The organism is Chelativorans sp. M5D2P16 (genome assembly GCF_034427935.1).
Classification (GTDB): Bacteria; Pseudomonadota; Alphaproteobacteria; order Rhizobiales; family Rhizobiaceae; genus Chelativorans.
On the sequence record NZ_JAXQNM010000006.1, the window covers coordinates 1 to 15,277 of the forward strand.

Annotated in this window: 11 protein-coding genes and 3 pseudogenes; 5 read left to right on the forward strand and 9 right to left on the reverse strand. The window is 59.8% G+C overall.

Features of this window, described 5'->3' with window-relative positions; translation table 11 throughout:
* Positions 1-43: 43 nt before the first annotated feature.
* Positions 44-743, forward strand: a protein-coding gene (locus SIN08_RS02845) for an IS6 family transposase (protein WP_322449981.1) whose coding sequence is annotated in 2 segments (ribosomal slippage) — positions 44-298 and positions 300-743 — 699 coding nt in all. Because the reading frame shifts where the segments join, the coding sequence is not laid out codon by codon here.
* 52 nt (positions 744-795) lie between these two features.
* On the opposite strand, the pseudogene SIN08_RS02850 reads toward SIN08_RS02845, so the two are convergent.
* Positions 796-1,342 (reverse strand): annotated as a pseudogene (locus SIN08_RS02850) (type IV secretory system conjugative DNA transfer family protein); the annotation flags it as partial.
* 512 nt (positions 1,343-1,854) lie between these two features.
* Positions 1,855-2,115 (reverse strand): hypothetical protein, encoded by a 261-nt coding sequence (locus tag SIN08_RS02855; protein WP_322450005.1) that lies wholly within the window; start codon positions 2,113-2,115, stop codon positions 1,855-1,857.
* Between the two features lie 261 nt (positions 2,116-2,376).
* On the opposite strand from SIN08_RS02855, the gene SIN08_RS02860 reads away from it, so the two are divergent.
* Complete coding sequence (locus SIN08_RS02860) at positions 2,377-4,842, forward strand: EAL domain-containing protein (protein ID WP_322450006.1); 2,466 nt, start codon at positions 2,377-2,379, stop codon at positions 4,840-4,842.
* Positions 4,843-4,907: 65 nt separating this feature from the next.
* Here SIN08_RS02860 and SIN08_RS02865 read toward each other — a convergent pair whose 3' ends face one another.
* From SIN08_RS02865 to SIN08_RS02890, 6 genes and pseudogenes are all read right to left on the reverse strand, one after another.
* Positions 4,908-6,176: an arylsulfotransferase family protein gene (locus tag SIN08_RS02865; protein ID WP_322450007.1), complete on the reverse strand. Its 1,269-nt coding sequence runs from the start codon at positions 6,174-6,176 to the stop codon at positions 4,908-4,910.
* A 9-nt stretch (positions 6,177-6,185) separates the two neighbouring features.
* On the reverse strand, positions 6,186-7,679 hold the full coding sequence (locus SIN08_RS02870; protein ID WP_322450008.1) for a sulfotransferase: 1,494 nt from the start codon (positions 7,677-7,679) through the stop codon (positions 6,186-6,188).
* On the reverse strand, positions 7,679-7,918 hold the full coding sequence (locus SIN08_RS02875; protein WP_322450009.1) for a hypothetical protein: 240 nt from the start codon (positions 7,916-7,918) through the stop codon (positions 7,679-7,681). The genes SIN08_RS02870 and SIN08_RS02875 overlap by 1 nt, the downstream gene beginning before the upstream one ends.
* 1,660 nt (positions 7,919-9,578) lie before the next feature.
* Positions 9,579-9,776 (reverse strand): hypothetical protein, encoded by a 198-nt coding sequence (locus SIN08_RS02880; protein WP_322450011.1) that lies wholly within the window; start codon positions 9,774-9,776, stop codon positions 9,579-9,581.
* A 527-nt stretch (positions 9,777-10,303) separates the two neighbouring features.
* Positions 10,304-10,519: pseudogene (locus tag SIN08_RS02885) on the reverse strand (IS5/IS1182 family transposase); the annotation flags it as partial.
* Positions 10,486-10,710: a hypothetical protein gene (locus tag SIN08_RS02890; protein WP_322450014.1), complete on the reverse strand. Its 225-nt coding sequence runs from the start codon at positions 10,708-10,710 to the stop codon at positions 10,486-10,488. The gene SIN08_RS02890 and the pseudogene SIN08_RS02885, both read right to left, overlap by 34 nt.
* A 299-nt stretch (positions 10,711-11,009) precedes the next feature.
* On the opposite strand from SIN08_RS02890, the gene SIN08_RS02895 reads away from it, so the two are divergent.
* On the forward strand, positions 11,010-11,180 hold the full coding sequence (locus SIN08_RS02895) for a hypothetical protein (RefSeq protein ID WP_322450012.1): 171 nt from the start codon (positions 11,010-11,012) through the stop codon (positions 11,178-11,180).
* A 61-nt stretch (positions 11,181-11,241) separates the two neighbouring features.
* Here the strand turns inward: SIN08_RS02895 and SIN08_RS02900 are convergent, their stop codons facing one another.
* Positions 11,242-13,101 carry a M60 family metallopeptidase gene (locus SIN08_RS02900; RefSeq protein WP_322450013.1) on the reverse strand — a complete coding sequence of 620 codons (1,860 nt, stop codon included), beginning with the start codon at positions 13,099-13,101 and terminating at the stop codon, positions 11,242-11,244.
* A 278-nt stretch (positions 13,102-13,379) separates the two neighbouring features.
* On the opposite strand from SIN08_RS02900, the pseudogene SIN08_RS02905 reads away from it, so the two are divergent.
* Both SIN08_RS02905 and SIN08_RS02910 read left to right on the forward strand, forming a co-directional pair.
* A pseudogene (locus tag SIN08_RS02905) lies at positions 13,380-13,873 on the forward strand (IS5 family transposase); the annotation flags it as partial.
* Positions 13,874-14,513: 640 nt separating this feature from the next.
* A protein-coding gene (locus SIN08_RS02910) for an IS5 family transposase (protein WP_322449402.1) occupies positions 14,514-15,277 on the forward strand; the annotation gives its coding sequence in 2 pieces (ribosomal slippage) (positions 14,514-14,823 and positions 14,823-15,277; 765 coding nt in all).

Here is a 15,277-nt window from a genome sequence, read left to right on the forward strand (position 1 = left end):
GCAAACGGAGGCATGAAACGCTCTTCAGTTTGAGGAACTCATCATGTTCAAAGGTCGCCATTTCGACCAATCAGTGATCTTGTTGTGCGTACGCTGGTATCTGGCGTACAATCTCAGCTTACGTGACCTTGAAGAGATGATGACCGAGCGTGGCTTGAACGTCGACTATTCGACCGTGCATCGCTGGGTTGTGCACTTCTCCCCTTTGCTGCTTGAGCGCTTCAACCGACGCAAGCGTACCGTCACCGGCAAGTGGCATGTCGATGAAACCTATATTAATGTGCGCGGGCGATGGAGGTAATCTCTACCGCACCATCGACAGCGTCGGCGGCACGGTCGAATTCTATTTCAGCCCACAGCGGGACCTGCCGTCGGCCAAGCGCTTCTTCAGAAAAGCGTTGGAACGACATGATCGACCCGATCGCGTTGTCATCGACGGCAGCCGAACCAAACGCGCGGCGGTCGTATCCTGCGATACGACCAACCACCTGCAGGACCGGTCCCGGCGTTGGTTGAAGCCGATCCTCATCCGCCAAAGCCAATATCTCAACAATCGCATTGAGCAGGATCATCGGCGTATCAAGCGTCGTGTCCGGCCAATGCTCGGCTTCAAGTCCTTCGCCAGCGCCAATGCCACTCTCGACGGGATCGAAATGGTCGCCATGATGCGCAAACGACAGGCGCGTTACGCCTGCGATCCGAATCCATTCCTGGCCGAGCAGTTCGAAATCCTCGCAGCGTAACCAGCAGACGTGATCCGCCGTTGCGCGTCCGGCATCAAACTTTGCGACAGAACCGCCAGTTCTCGCCCTTGATGTCGTGGATGACGGCCGAATGCGGCCAGGCAAGCAGCGTCGGGATGACCGACGCCCTTGCCCGAACGGGTCGGCGCGAAGCACATGACGTGCTCTGGCCCGTCATGGCGCAGATAGCGATCTTTCAGGCGCCCGAGGAAGACACCGCGATCATCATGCAGATCGGATTTGGCGATCTCGGATTTGGTCGCCCAACGCGACGAACCATAGGTCGTGACCAGCTGGTTCTGCCGCGCCCGCCATAGAGAACCGGCAATAGCAATCGCAACGCCGATTAGTCCGCCCGACGCAGCGATGATGCCGGCGCGGTCAAACACCGCCGGCGCGTACGCCTCATATGCGTACCACCACTCGAACAGACGCCAGGGCAGATAGACCGGATAGTCGGTCACCGCGAACCATGCCGGACCGAGCCGCGGCTGGAACTGAAGCTCGGCAGCCGCCCACTGGGTCGCGCTCCACACCGCGCCGATCACGATCGCAAAAACGATCAGAATCTGGCCGATCAGAAGCTTGGTGGGGGTCATCGATCTCTCACCGCTCAAGGCCCGCAGGCACGTTGAAGTCGGCAGGAAGATCGCGGGGATTCTATCGTTTATTCAATGCAATAGTGTCCAACGTAATCCAAAGAAGGAAACCGCATGCCAGGTCATCCAGCTAGGGGAAAGATGGTCAAAGCGGAATTCTCAAAAGCAACCCTTCTAGTCCTCGTTTCGATATCGAGTTCCAGCTTCAAATCCCACACCTCATAGTGCGAACGGCAGCTTTGCGCCTCCTAGTCGGACGCAGTGCGTCCAGTTGTGTGACGCCAGCTCGCCCATCTTCGCCCGTGCAATCCAACGGATCGCGCTCGACGCGCCCACCCCGAACCGCGCCGCCGCTTGCCGCGCCGACATGGGAAGAGCACTGAGCGGGGATCTTCGGTCACGGGTCCTGAAGGCTTCGGACGAAGGCATCACAATCGATTCATCGAGCACAGGACGTGCGCTAGCAGCACCTCGCGCCACCGACTGTTGCCCGGCCAGGCATGGCAAGAGCCTTAGTTGGGCATCGGTGAATTGCAGCATCGTGATGTCGCGAGCACGGCGCGACCTACGGCGTCCATCAGCCCGGATATCGCCTGCAGCGCTTCCGGCAGTTCCTCGGCGCGGGCCGAACACCAGTTCCAAATCATGCGCCGGCCCCGCGGACTAAGCAGCAGCAGCGGCGACGCTTGCAAGACGAAGTTCTTCTGACGACCCATGCCGCCAGGGACGACCAGTACCAGTGTATCGACGGCTGTGGCGTCTTCTGCCGGCATATGACCGCTTCTCTGGAGAGCGTTCCCGACCGCATTGCCGATAGACCTAGTCCACCAGGCTTAATGGCCCGGCACAACTGCTTCTTGTAAAAAGGTTGCAAGCAAGAGAGCAGCTTCCTAGCGCGCGTGCAGGTGATCGACGCCAAAGGTCGTGCTCCTTGAGCGAGAGCAACAATTTCACCCCTAACGTAATCCTTCCTTCTGGTTTCGCATCTACAGTCCTCGGGGATCACACGGGTGGCAGTAGTCAATGGATAGACCATGCTGACAGTCTATAGCTGCATCACGACGCAGCACGATCTGCGTCTGGTCCTGCTGGCGGCGTTTGTTTGCCTTCTGGCATCGTTCACGGCCATCAATCTCCTGCACCATGCCGGCAACAGCACGTTGACGATGCGTCGGGTCTGGCTAGCCGTCGCGGCGGTTGCCACGGGGTTCGGTATTTGGGCCACGCACTTCATCGCGATGTTGGCTTTCCAGCCTGCCGTGCCGAGCGGCTACAATGTCGTCCTCACCGTTCTGTCCCTCATTGCGGCAGTCGTGCTGACAGGAGTCGGACTATCCTTGGCCGTTACGGCTCGCTCGCGGCATAGGCGCTGGATCGGGGGTGCAGTTGTGGGTGGCGGCATCGCCGTCATGCACTATTCCGGCATGGCCGCCTTTGAGATTGCGGGACGGATTACCTGGGACGCGCCGCTCGTTGCCGCGTCCATCGCACTCGGAGCTGGCTTCGGTGCTATTGCCCTCGCACTGGCCCTTCGCGGCAACACGATCAAGTGGAAGGTGATCGGCGCGGTTTTGTTGGCAATCGCCATCTGCAGCCATCATTTCACCGCCATGGCCGCGGCCGCTGTCGTTCCCGATCCGGGCATCGCTGTCTCGGAACTGGCGCTGCCGGCGGGCTGGATGGCGGTCGGGATCGCAATCGTGTCGATCGGCATCATCGTTATGACGGCCGTCGGCCTTGCACTGGATCTGCGGGACCGTCGCACTGCCGGCGAGGCCGCACGTATGCGCGAATTTGCCGACGCCGCCGTCGAGGGGCTCATCGTCTGCGACAATACCCAAATCGAGGCGGCCAACCGGAGTTTCACCTCGCTCGCATGCCCCGATGGCCGGGAGGCGGTTGGTCAGTCGCTCGAAGCCTTCTTTCCCAAGTTCACCCTTGAAAAGCTGTCGAGCACAATACACACGCCCCTGGAAGCGCTGCTCCGCCTCACGGACGGCAGTTCAATCCCGGTGGAACTAATCCGGCATGACATCATCTATTCCGGGAAGCCGCACCAGGTTCTCGCAGTCCGCGACATTCGCGAGCGGAAAAAGGCCGAGGAGGAAATTTACTTCCTTGCTCACCATGATCCTCTAACCGCCCTACCGAACCGGACCAGTTTCAACAAAAAGCTGGAGGACGAACTTGCGGCCCATCGCGGCACCGGCAATTGCATAGCAGTGTTGCTTCTCGACCTCGACCGATTCAAGGAAATCAATGATCTCTTCGGCCATCTGACCGGCGATGCGGTCCTCCAGTTTGTGGCCGGAAAAATCAAAGGCGTCCTCCGGCCTGGCCAGATGGTTGCGCGTCTCGGCGGCGACGAGTTCGCCTTAATTGCTCCAGGGCTCCCAAGCCCCGACGACGCGGCTCTTACCGCCGAAGCTATTCTGGACGCGTTCGATGGTGATGGCGAGGGCCTGCCGTCAGGCGCCGCGGTCGCGGCCAGTATCGGCATCGCGGTTTTTCCGAACGACGCCGCAGATGGTAAGACACTCCTCAATTATGCCGACGCTGCCCTTTACGAAGCCAAGTCGGACGGCCGAGGCGTGTTTCGCTTTTTCGAACCGTCCATGGGAGCTTGTCTGCGCAAACGCCGTCAGCTCGAACATGACATTCGCAATGCGATTGCGCGCGACGAGCTTAGCGTGGCCTATCAGCCACAGGCGGATCTGCAGTCAGACCAGGTATTCGGGTTCGAGGCGCTTCTTCGCTGGAATCACGCCACCAAGGGTAACATTCCCCCAGCGGAGTTCATACCGATGGCGGAGGAATGCGGCGCGATTCTGCAGATCGGCGAATGGGTACTGCGTACCGCATGCGCCGAAGCTGCGGGCTGGAAAAGGCCGCTGGCGATCGCCGTCAACGTCTCTGTCGTGCAGCTTCACAGCGGCAATCTGCCGGAACTGGTCGATGAGATATTGCAGGAAACCGGCCTTGAGCCTGCTCGGCTTGAGCTGGAGATCACGGAGTCGACGCTCGTCAAGGACGTCGGACGCGCACTGGAGGCATTGGGCAAGCTAAAAGCTCTCGGTGTGCGCATAGCGATGGATGACTTTGGGACCGGCTATTCATCACTCACCAATCTGCGCGCCTTCCCCTTCGACAAGATCAAGGTGGACCAATCCTTCATCCGCTCCGTGCAAGTCAATGAAGAGGCGGCGGCCATCATGCGTGCGGTTTTCGGACTTGCGCGTGGCCTGGGGCTGCCGGTGCTGGCGGAAGGCGTAGAAACGGAAGGTGAACTGAGCTTCTTGCGGCAGGAGGGCTGCGACGCCATGCAGGGTTATTTCCTTGCTCATCCTGCGCCGATCGCCGAGTTTGAGCAGTACACCACAAGCCAGCCTGGCAGCGGTCGGACAGCTCCAACGGTTTCCGGACGCAATCAGCTGCCGATCTCGCGAACTGTCGAGAACTCGCGGATTCAGGAGGGATGCTCACTCCTTGAGCGTGTGTAGCTCGATTGGGTTCAATTCAGCCGTTCGTCGTGACTACACTCAGCAGCAGCCGACACGACTGATGTTCAGCTTGGGGCGCAGTTCGGCACCCCGTTTTCGAAGAAGTCGGCAGGAACGTGCCGCGCCTCGGTGATTATCAGGTTCTGTTCGGCGTCCCACACCATGTGACGCTCCCAGACCATCTCACCCTCGGGCGAGACCTCGAGGACACGCCCTCCTTCCGCCTCCGTCAAAAGGATGTTGCCGTCGGCCAGGACCTGGTGTTTCCCCCGGCGCCAGCTGTAGAACGGCACCGCCTCGGAGCCCGCGAAGACCGTTTCCACCGCGTCGTCGCCCGGGCGAATCCTGAGGATTCTGCTTGCCCCCTCGCCCGTGCCGTTGTCGTAGACCGTAATCGTGCCGCCGGGCTGGAAATCGGGATCGTGCTGCTTGAACCAGGGCCCGTGCCGCCACCATTTCATGCGCCCGGTATCGGGGTCCGCCACGGCGATGAGATTGAGCTCCCTCAGACTGATGAGCACGTCGCCGGCCTCGAACATCGGGAAAGCGTCCGCCATCTCGGCACGCAGGGGCTCGGCATCATTGGGATGGAACGGATCAGCGAGGTAGCGAACCTCCTCTTTCGCATTTTCGGGTGTTCTGGTGCGGATATTGAAAGTGGCCTGCTGCGCCCTGCCGCCGGCCGCGATCATGCCCTCGATAGCGAGCGTCCGCACGGCCTTTCCCGAGCGCTCGTCGAGCCAGACCACGGTCTCGTCCTGCCAGGTGAGGATCCTCCCCTCGCCGTCGCGCGCGATGGAATGATGGAACGCGCCGTTGCGTGTCCACATCGGCTCTCCGCAAGCATCGACCCGCGTGATGGCGTTGCCTGCGTCGAACGTAACGGCGAGCGAGCCGTCTTCGAACACCTCCATCCCGTGCAGCATCACATTTTGAGGCTTTTTCTCGGTATCGAGCAGTTCATAGCGTATCGGCCAGCGGTGAACCTCCTGACCCGTGCCGTCGAAAAGCCTGACGACGTGGAACGATTCGTCCTGATTCTCGCTCAGCCCGGCGATAAGGATATAGCCTTCCGACGAAGCCCCCGCTGGCGCGCCCGAAAGACCGCGATCCGGGCCGGTATTGGCACCGCCCGGCGCCACCAGATGCCGCGTGGGCACGAGCGCGAGGTCATTTTCCCAGTTTGTGGAAAGGTCGAGAAGGGTCCGGTATGCCAAATCGACCTGTGGTGCCGGAAACCACCCCCGCCCGGCGGAAACGATGCCGTAGATCACGGCGAGAACCCCGAAAGACAGGGCGAAAAACGCGGGCCCAATACGGTCGGAAACAGACATTCTCACCAATCAAACCACCTTTCGTTCTCGCGTCGTCATGCGCAACGCTCGCGCAAGGAGCGCCCGATGCAGCGCGGTAGCCCGCCGCATGAGAAGGGGCGAAGCTCCCGGCAGCTCGGGTGACGGTTTCGGCGCGCGGAACGTTTCGGACGCCGCCAGGAAAGCCGTCCGGTCGCCCACGCCAAGCGCCTCGGCGAGAAGCGGCAAGTGGTCGGTGGGCCGGGCGCTGAGCGCATCATGATCGACAAAGACAGCCCCACCCGGGGCCGTGGCCAGGACATGGTTGTAGGCGGCAATCCAATAGCGAAGCCAATAGTCGGCGTGCTCCGCACCACCGGCGTCTTCCGGCGCGCCCGGAAAGGCAATCGGCCGCAGCGCCGCCCCGAATTCGAAATGCCCGATACCCTCCATATACTGGCGTGCAAAGCGATCGCGGGCATGCAATTCGCAGAATCGGCGATGCTGACGCATCAGCGAAGCAACCTGCGCGGCAGGATTGCGAATGGGAATAACCACCTGCGCATCGGGAAACGCTGCTGCGAGGAGCGGCAGGCGCGCAATGTTTGCGTTGTCCTTGGAGACGTAGCGGAACGCGCCGGATTTGCCGGCCACGATCTTTCGCATATGCCGGGCAAGGAACGCTTCGAAATCCGGCTTCCGGTCGGCGGCCGTCCAGAGCCCGATCCGCGCCTTTCCGTAATGCCCTGGCCAGAACGCCATCCAGATCATTTCTTCGAAGGCCTCAGGGCTGTCGAAATCCACGGCGATCCCGTCCCCATGCGCGCGTTCGGCCTTCGCTCCGGTCTTGCGGAAAACCCGCGAGAACTGCCCCCAGAGTAACGGCGCCATGGTGAAGGGCATGTTGCGGTAGGTGGCGGAGGCGAACTCGCCCTGGCCGGCAAGAAGCTCGAGAAGGATTGTCGTGCCCGCGCGCGGCAGGGATGTCACGAAAACCGGCCGTTCGGCCTGGACGGCTTCAATCGTGCGCCGCCACACCTTGTCCTCGATCGAGGAGAGCGCGAGCTGCCGCTCCGGGGAAGCAAATGCGAAATTGTGAAGTGCCTTGTCGAGCGCCGAGTAAGGCATCTCGTCGGCCGTGGAGGCGGCCTCGGCGGCCTGCCCTTGCCCGCCAACCCTGGCCAAAACGAGCCAGAGGCCGACGGCGCCCACGGTCGACCAGAGAATAAACGGCCAACTCGTCGCAATCCCCATTGCCCGCTCGATGCTGAACAAGCCAAAGAGGTCTCCACCGATGACGAAGGCGGCTGCGGACACGCATGCTGCCGCGCCGATGGCCAGGAGGATGACGAAGCTCCTGAGCAGTGAGAGGGCCGCGCGCTGGACGTGCCTTTCCTTGACCTCGTCGGTCAGATCCGGGTCGGCGATCACGCCCACCGCCTCCTGTGCGACGCCGATGGCGTCGAGAGCGTGGCGCTGCACCTTCAATCCCCTGAGCACGGCGACGAAGGCGAACAGCCCGGCGATGAGCGCCGCGAGGGTCATTACTTCGAGCCGTCCTTCGTCTCAGCGGGTCTTTTCTTTCCAAAAGCGCGCTTTAGCGGGTACCAGACAAAGCCGACGACGGCCAAAACGAGCGCGGCGATGACCGCGACCATGGTTCCGATCGCGGTGAGTCCGGCCCCCGGGCCGACATAGGCAAAAGCCGGATCGGCGATCACAACAGAGACGAAAGCGATCAGAGCCCGGCCGACCATGGCGCTACGACAAGCCTGCAATGACATGGTGCTATCTCTCGTTCCTGGCTGAAACCTGGGTTGGAGGCTCGCAGCGCCGGATGAGGATCGGCGCGCGTCGGCACCGGTTTCAACCGCCCCAGCCTTTCCATGTATTCTTGCTGGACCTTTCCGAACGCGGCAGCGGAGGATCGGTTTCCCGTCACTGAAGATTGGCGCCCCGACAGAAGGTGCCTTCGTCTGCTGTGTATATGCGTGATCAATCGAATCACCTGCGACCGCAGGACGAACAGCCAACAGAATTTCCATTTGGTTATGATCAGTTATCACATACAGATCCTCTGTCGATGATTTGGTTCTACGCATCTAAAGCTAGTCTGCATTCGAAGGCGAGAATATGATTCTCGTTCTCATCTTTGATGAGCCCCAGAAAGAAATTGTGACTGGCGGTTAAACTGGCTGGCCAGCTTGGTAGAGACGGCAGGAAACGGTACGAGCGGGGCTCGGCAATCCTGACCGCGGCCGGCCCCGGCCGAAATCGTTACAGCGCCGCCTCCACCCGCTCGAGCAGATGAGCAGCGGCACGCCGGACCTCCGGCCGGCGGGCCTGCCATCGAACTTGGCCGTCCCGAGGTAGGCCTCCCGTACGCTGTCGACCACAGCAGCGGACAGGCGCGCCACGGCCCACTCAGCCGCAACATTCTAGGAATAAAGTTCCCCTGTCGTCAGCGTCCGCCACATGAGGCGACGGGGCTAATATCGCTGACCCCGAGGTGGCGGGCGTTGCTTTGGCCTGCTTGGCTCTCTCGACATTGTCCGATCTGTTGGAATTCCGGGGCAGTGTTTTGCTTGAGGAGGCCTTCAAGTTGAGCGGCATCGGCATGCTCGCGGCGTATCTGGTGACGCTGTCGTTCTCGGCGATTGCTGCAGTAGGCGGAAAGCCGAAGACCATCGCTTAACACCAAGAGGCAGATGTGGCGCTCACTGGCAAGCAGCGCCACCCCGATAGGATTCCTTAGATAATCCACAAGAATCTAAAAGAATTTGCGCATCAACATGACATCTCGCAAATTGCATGCGTCATGCATGATGAGATCGCTCATTCCTTGTGCAAAGAGGTCGGAATCCGGATCGTTCCGGGCAACGTCTACCCGCTCCCCGGGTCAAACGCGCGCGGTCGCTACAATCGAACGGCTGGTCGCCAAGCGCAGCGAGGAGCATGCCCGTCTGATGCTCGCCACACTGGCGGAGACCGAGGGCAATCAGGGCCTTCTCGACGAGGTAAGCCTGTGGGCGGTTTCAGACCTGGTCACAGCCTGCTCGTCTTGGGTCGAGAAGAGCGCACCAGCGTTTGGCTCGAGGCATAGGACCGGCTGCCGCTGGGCAAGTTCATGTATCTGGTGCGCGAGCTGGCGGGCATCACCGTGCAGCGGCACTCGCCGGCCTCTGCTTTTTTTCCTGCGCAGTATCCTTGAGCCGGAGGAGAGCCTGACTAGCATGCGGCCGAAGACCCAGGGCGCCCGCGGGATACCGCCTGGCTACAAAGCTGCGGCCTAGCTTCAGATGAGGAAATTCGCCGCGCTTACTTGGCGCTCACCAGCCCGGGGAATATGGCCCAGCCTGAAGTTGGCGGCTGAGTTTGCGTACCGCCCTCAGGCAACGGCTTACCCCTACCGTCCTCGCTGGGGGCGGTGGGTTTGGCCATCTATCAAAAAATGAATGTCGCGATCACAGCAAAGATCGAGGCGACAATAATGCCCGCCATCATGACCGACCAAATGGTCAAACCTCGCTCGGAATCGCGCACCTCTTTGACTTTCCGCGCCCGTTCACCGGTCTCCTCGACGCGTGGTTGAACGTCCTGCGGGTCGCCTTGCGGAGATTTGATATCGGAAGAAGAAGACATGGTGCTCCTCAAAACTGGACGGGAGCACTCAAATCTTCTGGTGGACCGAACGAACTCTCAGTCGCTGGTTGTCGGATAATTGCCCAGCGATCAGCAAACCATATCACATTCGGAGCCTGGGCGTCGAAGGATTTCCCCTCGACGCCACTTTTGTCACGCGGCGACCGGCTGGCAGGAAGAGGCGGCGTTGGGCAGTAACTCTTCAAAGTGCCATCATGGCGGCGGTTATGCTGATCATCAGGATTAGCAGCGCGATGCCGATCAGGATGCATGCTAACGGGTTCATGCGCGCACTTGGTCTGCTGGAGTATGGTGCCGGTGTTGGAACCGCCGTTAACGCGGCCTGTTCCCAGCGCGGCGTGATTTCCTTCGGGCCACGCCGGGTGTGGAACTAGACTAGGACAAACTAGACCTTCGTGATTGCTGCAACGGATTCACCATTTGAGCTTATTCCGTTGAAAAAGTCGGCGAGATTGCGATTTAAGGTCATCTTCCGGTCGGTCGATTTCGTTACCCTTGCCGCCTGCTCAAGCTGGTTTTGGCGCTGGAATGAGCTTTGCGAGCTTTCTGAGGTTCTGTGCGGTCGCTGCGAGGTGGAATTCGTCTCGTACGCCGCATGGGCCACGTAATCGGAGCCGGTTCAGTTTGCGTTTGAGGTGGGCAAACAGCATCTCCACCTTTTTGCACAGTTTGCAGGAGATGGCGTAGTTCATGGTCTGAGTGACGTTGCGGGCAACATCACGGACTTTTCCGGGCGGGAACGCACCGCGTCCGCCACCCGGTGCGCATCCATGCACACCACCGCAAAGCCAGCCTGCTTCAGCGAATAGTACAGCCACGGCGTCAGTGACCCCGTCTCCAGTCCGACCGTCGTCAAAGGCAGGCCAAGCCGCTCCAGCCGCTCGACGATCATCCTGGGTTGTGTGTCGATCAATCGATCAAGCCGCGCCAGACGATACGTCGCTCTTCATCGACAACGCAGATCTGCGTCGTTTTGAGGCTCACATCCAAACCAACGTAATATCTCATCGCTGCTCTCCATTTCCTTTCGGACATTGACAGCGGAAAGATTCGCCTCTCCGCAGGGGAGCAGCAACCTCATGTGCGGGATGTATGACTCACACAATGGTCTTGGTCGAACTGGCCTGCGGGACACCTCCCGCGCCACGCACGTGAGCACTCCATAGCATTGGTCTTTTACGACCCTGTAATCAGGCCAGCTCGTAGGAAGTAATGGAATTCATTGAGCGTGAAAAGCTGTATGGCCTTGGGTGCGGTCTCGTCGGTATGTCCTTGCTTGCCTCGACGCTCATCACGTCTGGTGCGCAGTTGTGGACGTTGGACAAGCGCCTTGCGGACATGGCGGAACGGTCCGGAGCCGCATATCAGGTGCCGGTGCATTGAGGACCCAGGCTCCCTCGAATAAATGCGAGACAAGAATCCTTACGTTATCGATCCGCCGGTATCAATCGTCCAATTCGAGGCGTGACAAATCAGGATCCGCAGGAGGCAGGTTCAGTTGCTTCAGTCTGTTCGCGGTCTCACGTTCGATGGGCACCCCCCAATCGGTGAAAAATCGGGTCAGGTCGCGGTCCGCAATCATGCTGCTCCGCAAAACAAAGGCCTGTATCTGCGCAGCCTCATTTTCCAGGGCGTCGTCATCGAGCGGATGCTCGCGATAGTATTTGTGAAGTCTCGGATAGAATTCCTCGCCGAGACCGCGTCGCAATTGATCGAACATGACGAGCCGGATCCAAAGCTCCCTGCGGTCATCCGCGCCGTCACGCATCTGCTCGGCATTGTCGAAATCACGCGTCTTCCGCGCCAGGTATTGCTCTGCCTGCTCCAGTGTGGTCTGGCCGGTGTCTTCATCGCGTTCTTGCAGGCGGGTCAGCTCGCCGAAATGTGCTTCGGCGTTGAGGGAATAGATATTGACCGTCGTTTCAACGACATCCTCCCAGGTCCAGTCCCACTGTTGGTATTTGTGACCTGTCTCGTGCCAGATCGACCAGGCATGGCGCAGTTCCTCCGGATCCAGCAGATCGCCAATAGTCTCGCCGGGGAACCCGACAAAATAGTTGCCTGCATACATGTATACGCCGCCTTCAAAGACCTCCGGTGAGGTAACCGTGTCCTGCTGATAATGGAGGCGCAACGGGGACGGTCTGTGCAACTCAGATGAACCGTCGAGTCCCGAGACGTCATCATACCAGTCAAGAATCTGTTCGAGAATGTGGAGGGTTTCCGCAGGGTTGCTCTGGTCCAACGTCATATAGTCTTCGCGGGTTACGGTGACGGCGATATGCTTGCTCACCATCTCCACGAATGGCGCGGCATTCCGCTCCTCCAGCATGGCATTCCATTCGTCGAGGGTCGTTTGCCCCTCAATATAAAACGGAATTGAACTGCCGCCGTTCGCTATTTCCACCTCAATCGGGGGCAAAGGGGTCGTGTTGAAGCCGCTGTCCGCATAAAGGAAATAAATCAGTCCATCACGCTCCGCCGTGAAATCAATGTTTCCCTCCTCGGCAGTGACCAGTTGCGGGTCATCCTCAGGCATTTCATCCCAGAAACTGTTCATCGGTCCGACCATGATCGTCAGACCGTCCGGGGAAGACGACAGGCCTTCCACCGTAACCGATACCGCTTCCCCCTCTTCCACGAACACACCGCTTGGCTGATAATCCATCAGCTTCATGCGTCGCAGCCGGTTTGCCTCGCGGGTTGCCGCAGGCATCGGAGCAAGCCGATAGCGTTTGTTCAGATTGTCGAATTGCGATCTCTGTGAAGTCGGTGCTGTGGTTTCGCCTCTATCGCGGAGCGGATAGAGCAACCATTGCGCATTGTCGTCCGTGCTGGCGTCATAGACGATGATCTGGGCATCGTCCGCCAGATCACTGCCGGTCACATTGAGGGTTGTCCCACTATTTCCCAATTCGATGCCATAGCTGTTCAGGTATGGCTCGAAGCGCCAATTCTTCCTGTTGGCGGATTGCTCGTCTTCCAGGACAACACTTATATCACCGTTTTCGTTTTCATCTCCTTCGGCGAGGTACGATCCGTATTGTCGGGATCGGATTCGATAGGATTCGCCGCCTGTTTTGTTGCTCGCCCTGGTGATGGTCCACAGTTGCGTGGGATCATTATCGGGTTTTCGGTCGGATTGGCCGAGGACGATTTCTTCCTCGCTGTCCTCAAAGGCCGTGAGCGCCTTGTAGGAGTGTTTCGCAACGATGTAATAATCCCCCTCTGGGATCTCAACGGCCGCCGCGGTCGTTGAGACCGCCATGAGCAAGACGCCGAGCGCTAAGCTTATTCCTTGCATAGTGAATTTCCTCATGCCGTCACCAGCTTAGTTGGCATTTCCGAAATACCGCCTGCGTAGATCCTCGCCTCTCTCGCCATCGATTAGTTGGAGATATTGCAATGCAATGGGTTGCGTCAGATCGCTATTCGTGAGGATAAGCAAGGCCCTGTTTATCCGGGTAAAGACTGTTTCCTGCAACTGCAAGATTACCCTGAAGGAAATATACCAGAATGAATATCGATTTCCACCTAGAGGCTGTTAGGGATTGGTAAACCATAATTTTGAAGGTTTGCGGGATGAACAACACTCGCAAGCCTTACCCTTCGGACGTTTCCGACGAAGAATGGGCGCTTGTCGTGCCCTATCTGATCCTTCTGCCCGAAGAGAGCGCGCAGCGGACACAATCACTGCGCGAGGTCTTCAACGGCCTGCGCTACGTCGTCAAGACGGGCGCGCCGTGGCGCTGGATGCCCAACGATCTGCCGCCTTGGGAGATCGTCTACCAGCAGGCGCAGCGCTGGCTGCGGGCCCGCTGCTTCGAGGCCCTGGCCGAGGACCAGCGCATGCTGTTGCACCTGGCCGTCGGCAAGGATGCTCAGCCCAGCGCCGCCGTCATCGACAGCCGCACCCTGCGTTCCACGCCTGAGAGCGGCGAGAGGGCCGGCTACGATGGAGCCAAGCGCAAGAAGGCTCCAAGCTGCATCTGGCCGTCGATACGCTCGGCCATCTCCTGGCCCTGCACGCCACGCCCGCCAATGCCGACGACCGGGCCGAAGTCGACCGCACGGCCAATCCACGGCTGTGGACCCACTGCCTGCCGATGGCCGTGTTGCTACTGGCCCCCTTCGCTCCTCCCAAGGAGCCTCCGAATGCCAGGTATTTGGCACTTATTGCCCGTCCGATTGGCAAGGTCGTATGGCAGCAATCCACCCTGCGCTGCCATTGACAACAAACGCGCCGAACGGCTCGCTTGAGCCCGGTCCAGTCGTTCCCGCCACTCCTCACGAACGACCGCTGTGCGCCCCATTTCAGCCGTTTAAGCTGCACCTTCGACTTCCCAGAAGCTGCCATTCTGCCGGCCATTCAGGCGGCCATGTCGCCTATTCGCTTGTCTGGATTTCGGGCGCAGTGCGAACAAACAATTTCACTGTGTCTTCAGGGTTCTGCTCGGACTTGTATTCGGTGCCATCCGACGCCGTTGGAGGTTCGTGTTGTGGCAAACAAGGCGGAGTCTTTTGCGGCGGGCAGAAGATCATTGATAAGCCGGGTCATCTGACCTTTCTTGCGATGAGGGAGATCGAGAAATATCCAGCCGAGCTCGTAAGGATAGGCAGCAGGGTCTAGGCCGCGTGGACAAACCCGGTTCCCATTTTATCTGACGCGTGATTCAAAGCTGCTCTTTGAGGAGGGCAGCTTTGATTCGAGGACTGATGAGTGATGCGGAATGGGCGTTCTTCGCGCCGTTCCTGATCGAGAACCGCTCTCGCGGCGGCCGGCGGCCGCAGGGCCACCGCAAGGTGCTGGACGGCATCTTCTGGATCACGCGGACGGGCTCGCCCTGGCGTGACCTGCCGGCCGATTTCGGCAACTGGAACTCAGTCCATCGCCAGTATCGCCGCTGGACGGAAGCCGGCGTCTGGGACGTGATGCTGGCAGCCCTTGCCGAAAGCGACGCGGCCGACACGGCGATGCAGATGATCGACAGCACGATCGTGAGGGCGCACCAGCACGCAGCTGGCGGAAAAGGGGGATTCAGAGAAATGCTGTTGGCCGTTCGCGCGGTGGGCTCACGACCAAGCTTCATACCCGAACGGATGCGCAGGGCCTCGCCATCGGCTTCTGCCTAACGCCCGGTCAGGCCTCGGACATGGCCGCCTACGAGGATCTGATGCAGGAGGAGGCGCCCGATCCGGCCGCGATGCTGGCCGACAAGGGGTATGACAGCGACGCCATTCGCGACGACCTTGAGCGGCGCGGCGCAGACCCGGTGATCCCGACAAAGTCGAACCGCAAAGTTCAGCGCCCGGTCGACAAAACCAAATACGCACTGCGCAACCGCATCGAGCGCTTCTTCAATCGCCTCAAGCACTCACGCCGCATCGCCACACGATACGACAAGCTGGCCGCAAGCTTCCTTGGGTTCGTTCAGATTGCTACGATCAGACAGTGGATCAGGTTTGTCCACGCGAACTAG

Coding starts and splice junctions, on each gene's coding strand:
- SIN08_RS02855 (WP_322450005.1), bottom strand. CDS start 2,115: ATGCCGGCAGAAGACGCCACAGCCGTCGATACACTGGTACTGGTCGTC.
- SIN08_RS02860 (WP_322450006.1), top strand. CDS start 2,377: ATGCTGACAGTCTATAGCTGCATCACGACGCAGCACGATCTGCGTCTG.
- SIN08_RS02865 (WP_322450007.1), bottom strand. CDS start 6,176: ATGTCTGTTTCCGACCGTATTGGGCCCGCGTTTTTCGCCCTGTCTTTC.
- SIN08_RS02870 (WP_322450008.1), bottom strand. CDS start 7,679: ATGACCCTCGCGGCGCTCATCGCCGGGCTGTTCGCCTTCGTCGCCGTG.
- SIN08_RS02875 (WP_322450009.1), bottom strand. CDS start 7,918: ATGTCATTGCAGGCTTGTCGTAGCGCCATGGTCGGCCGGGCTCTGATC.
- SIN08_RS02880 (WP_322450011.1), bottom strand. CDS start 9,776: ATGTCTTCTTCTTCCGATATCAAATCTCCGCAAGGCGACCCGCAGGAC.
- SIN08_RS02895 (WP_322450012.1), top strand. CDS start 11,010: ATGGAATTCATTGAGCGTGAAAAGCTGTATGGCCTTGGGTGCGGTCTC.
- SIN08_RS02900 (WP_322450013.1), bottom strand. CDS start 13,101: ATGCAAGGAATAAGCTTAGCGCTCGGCGTCTTGCTCATGGCGGTCTCA.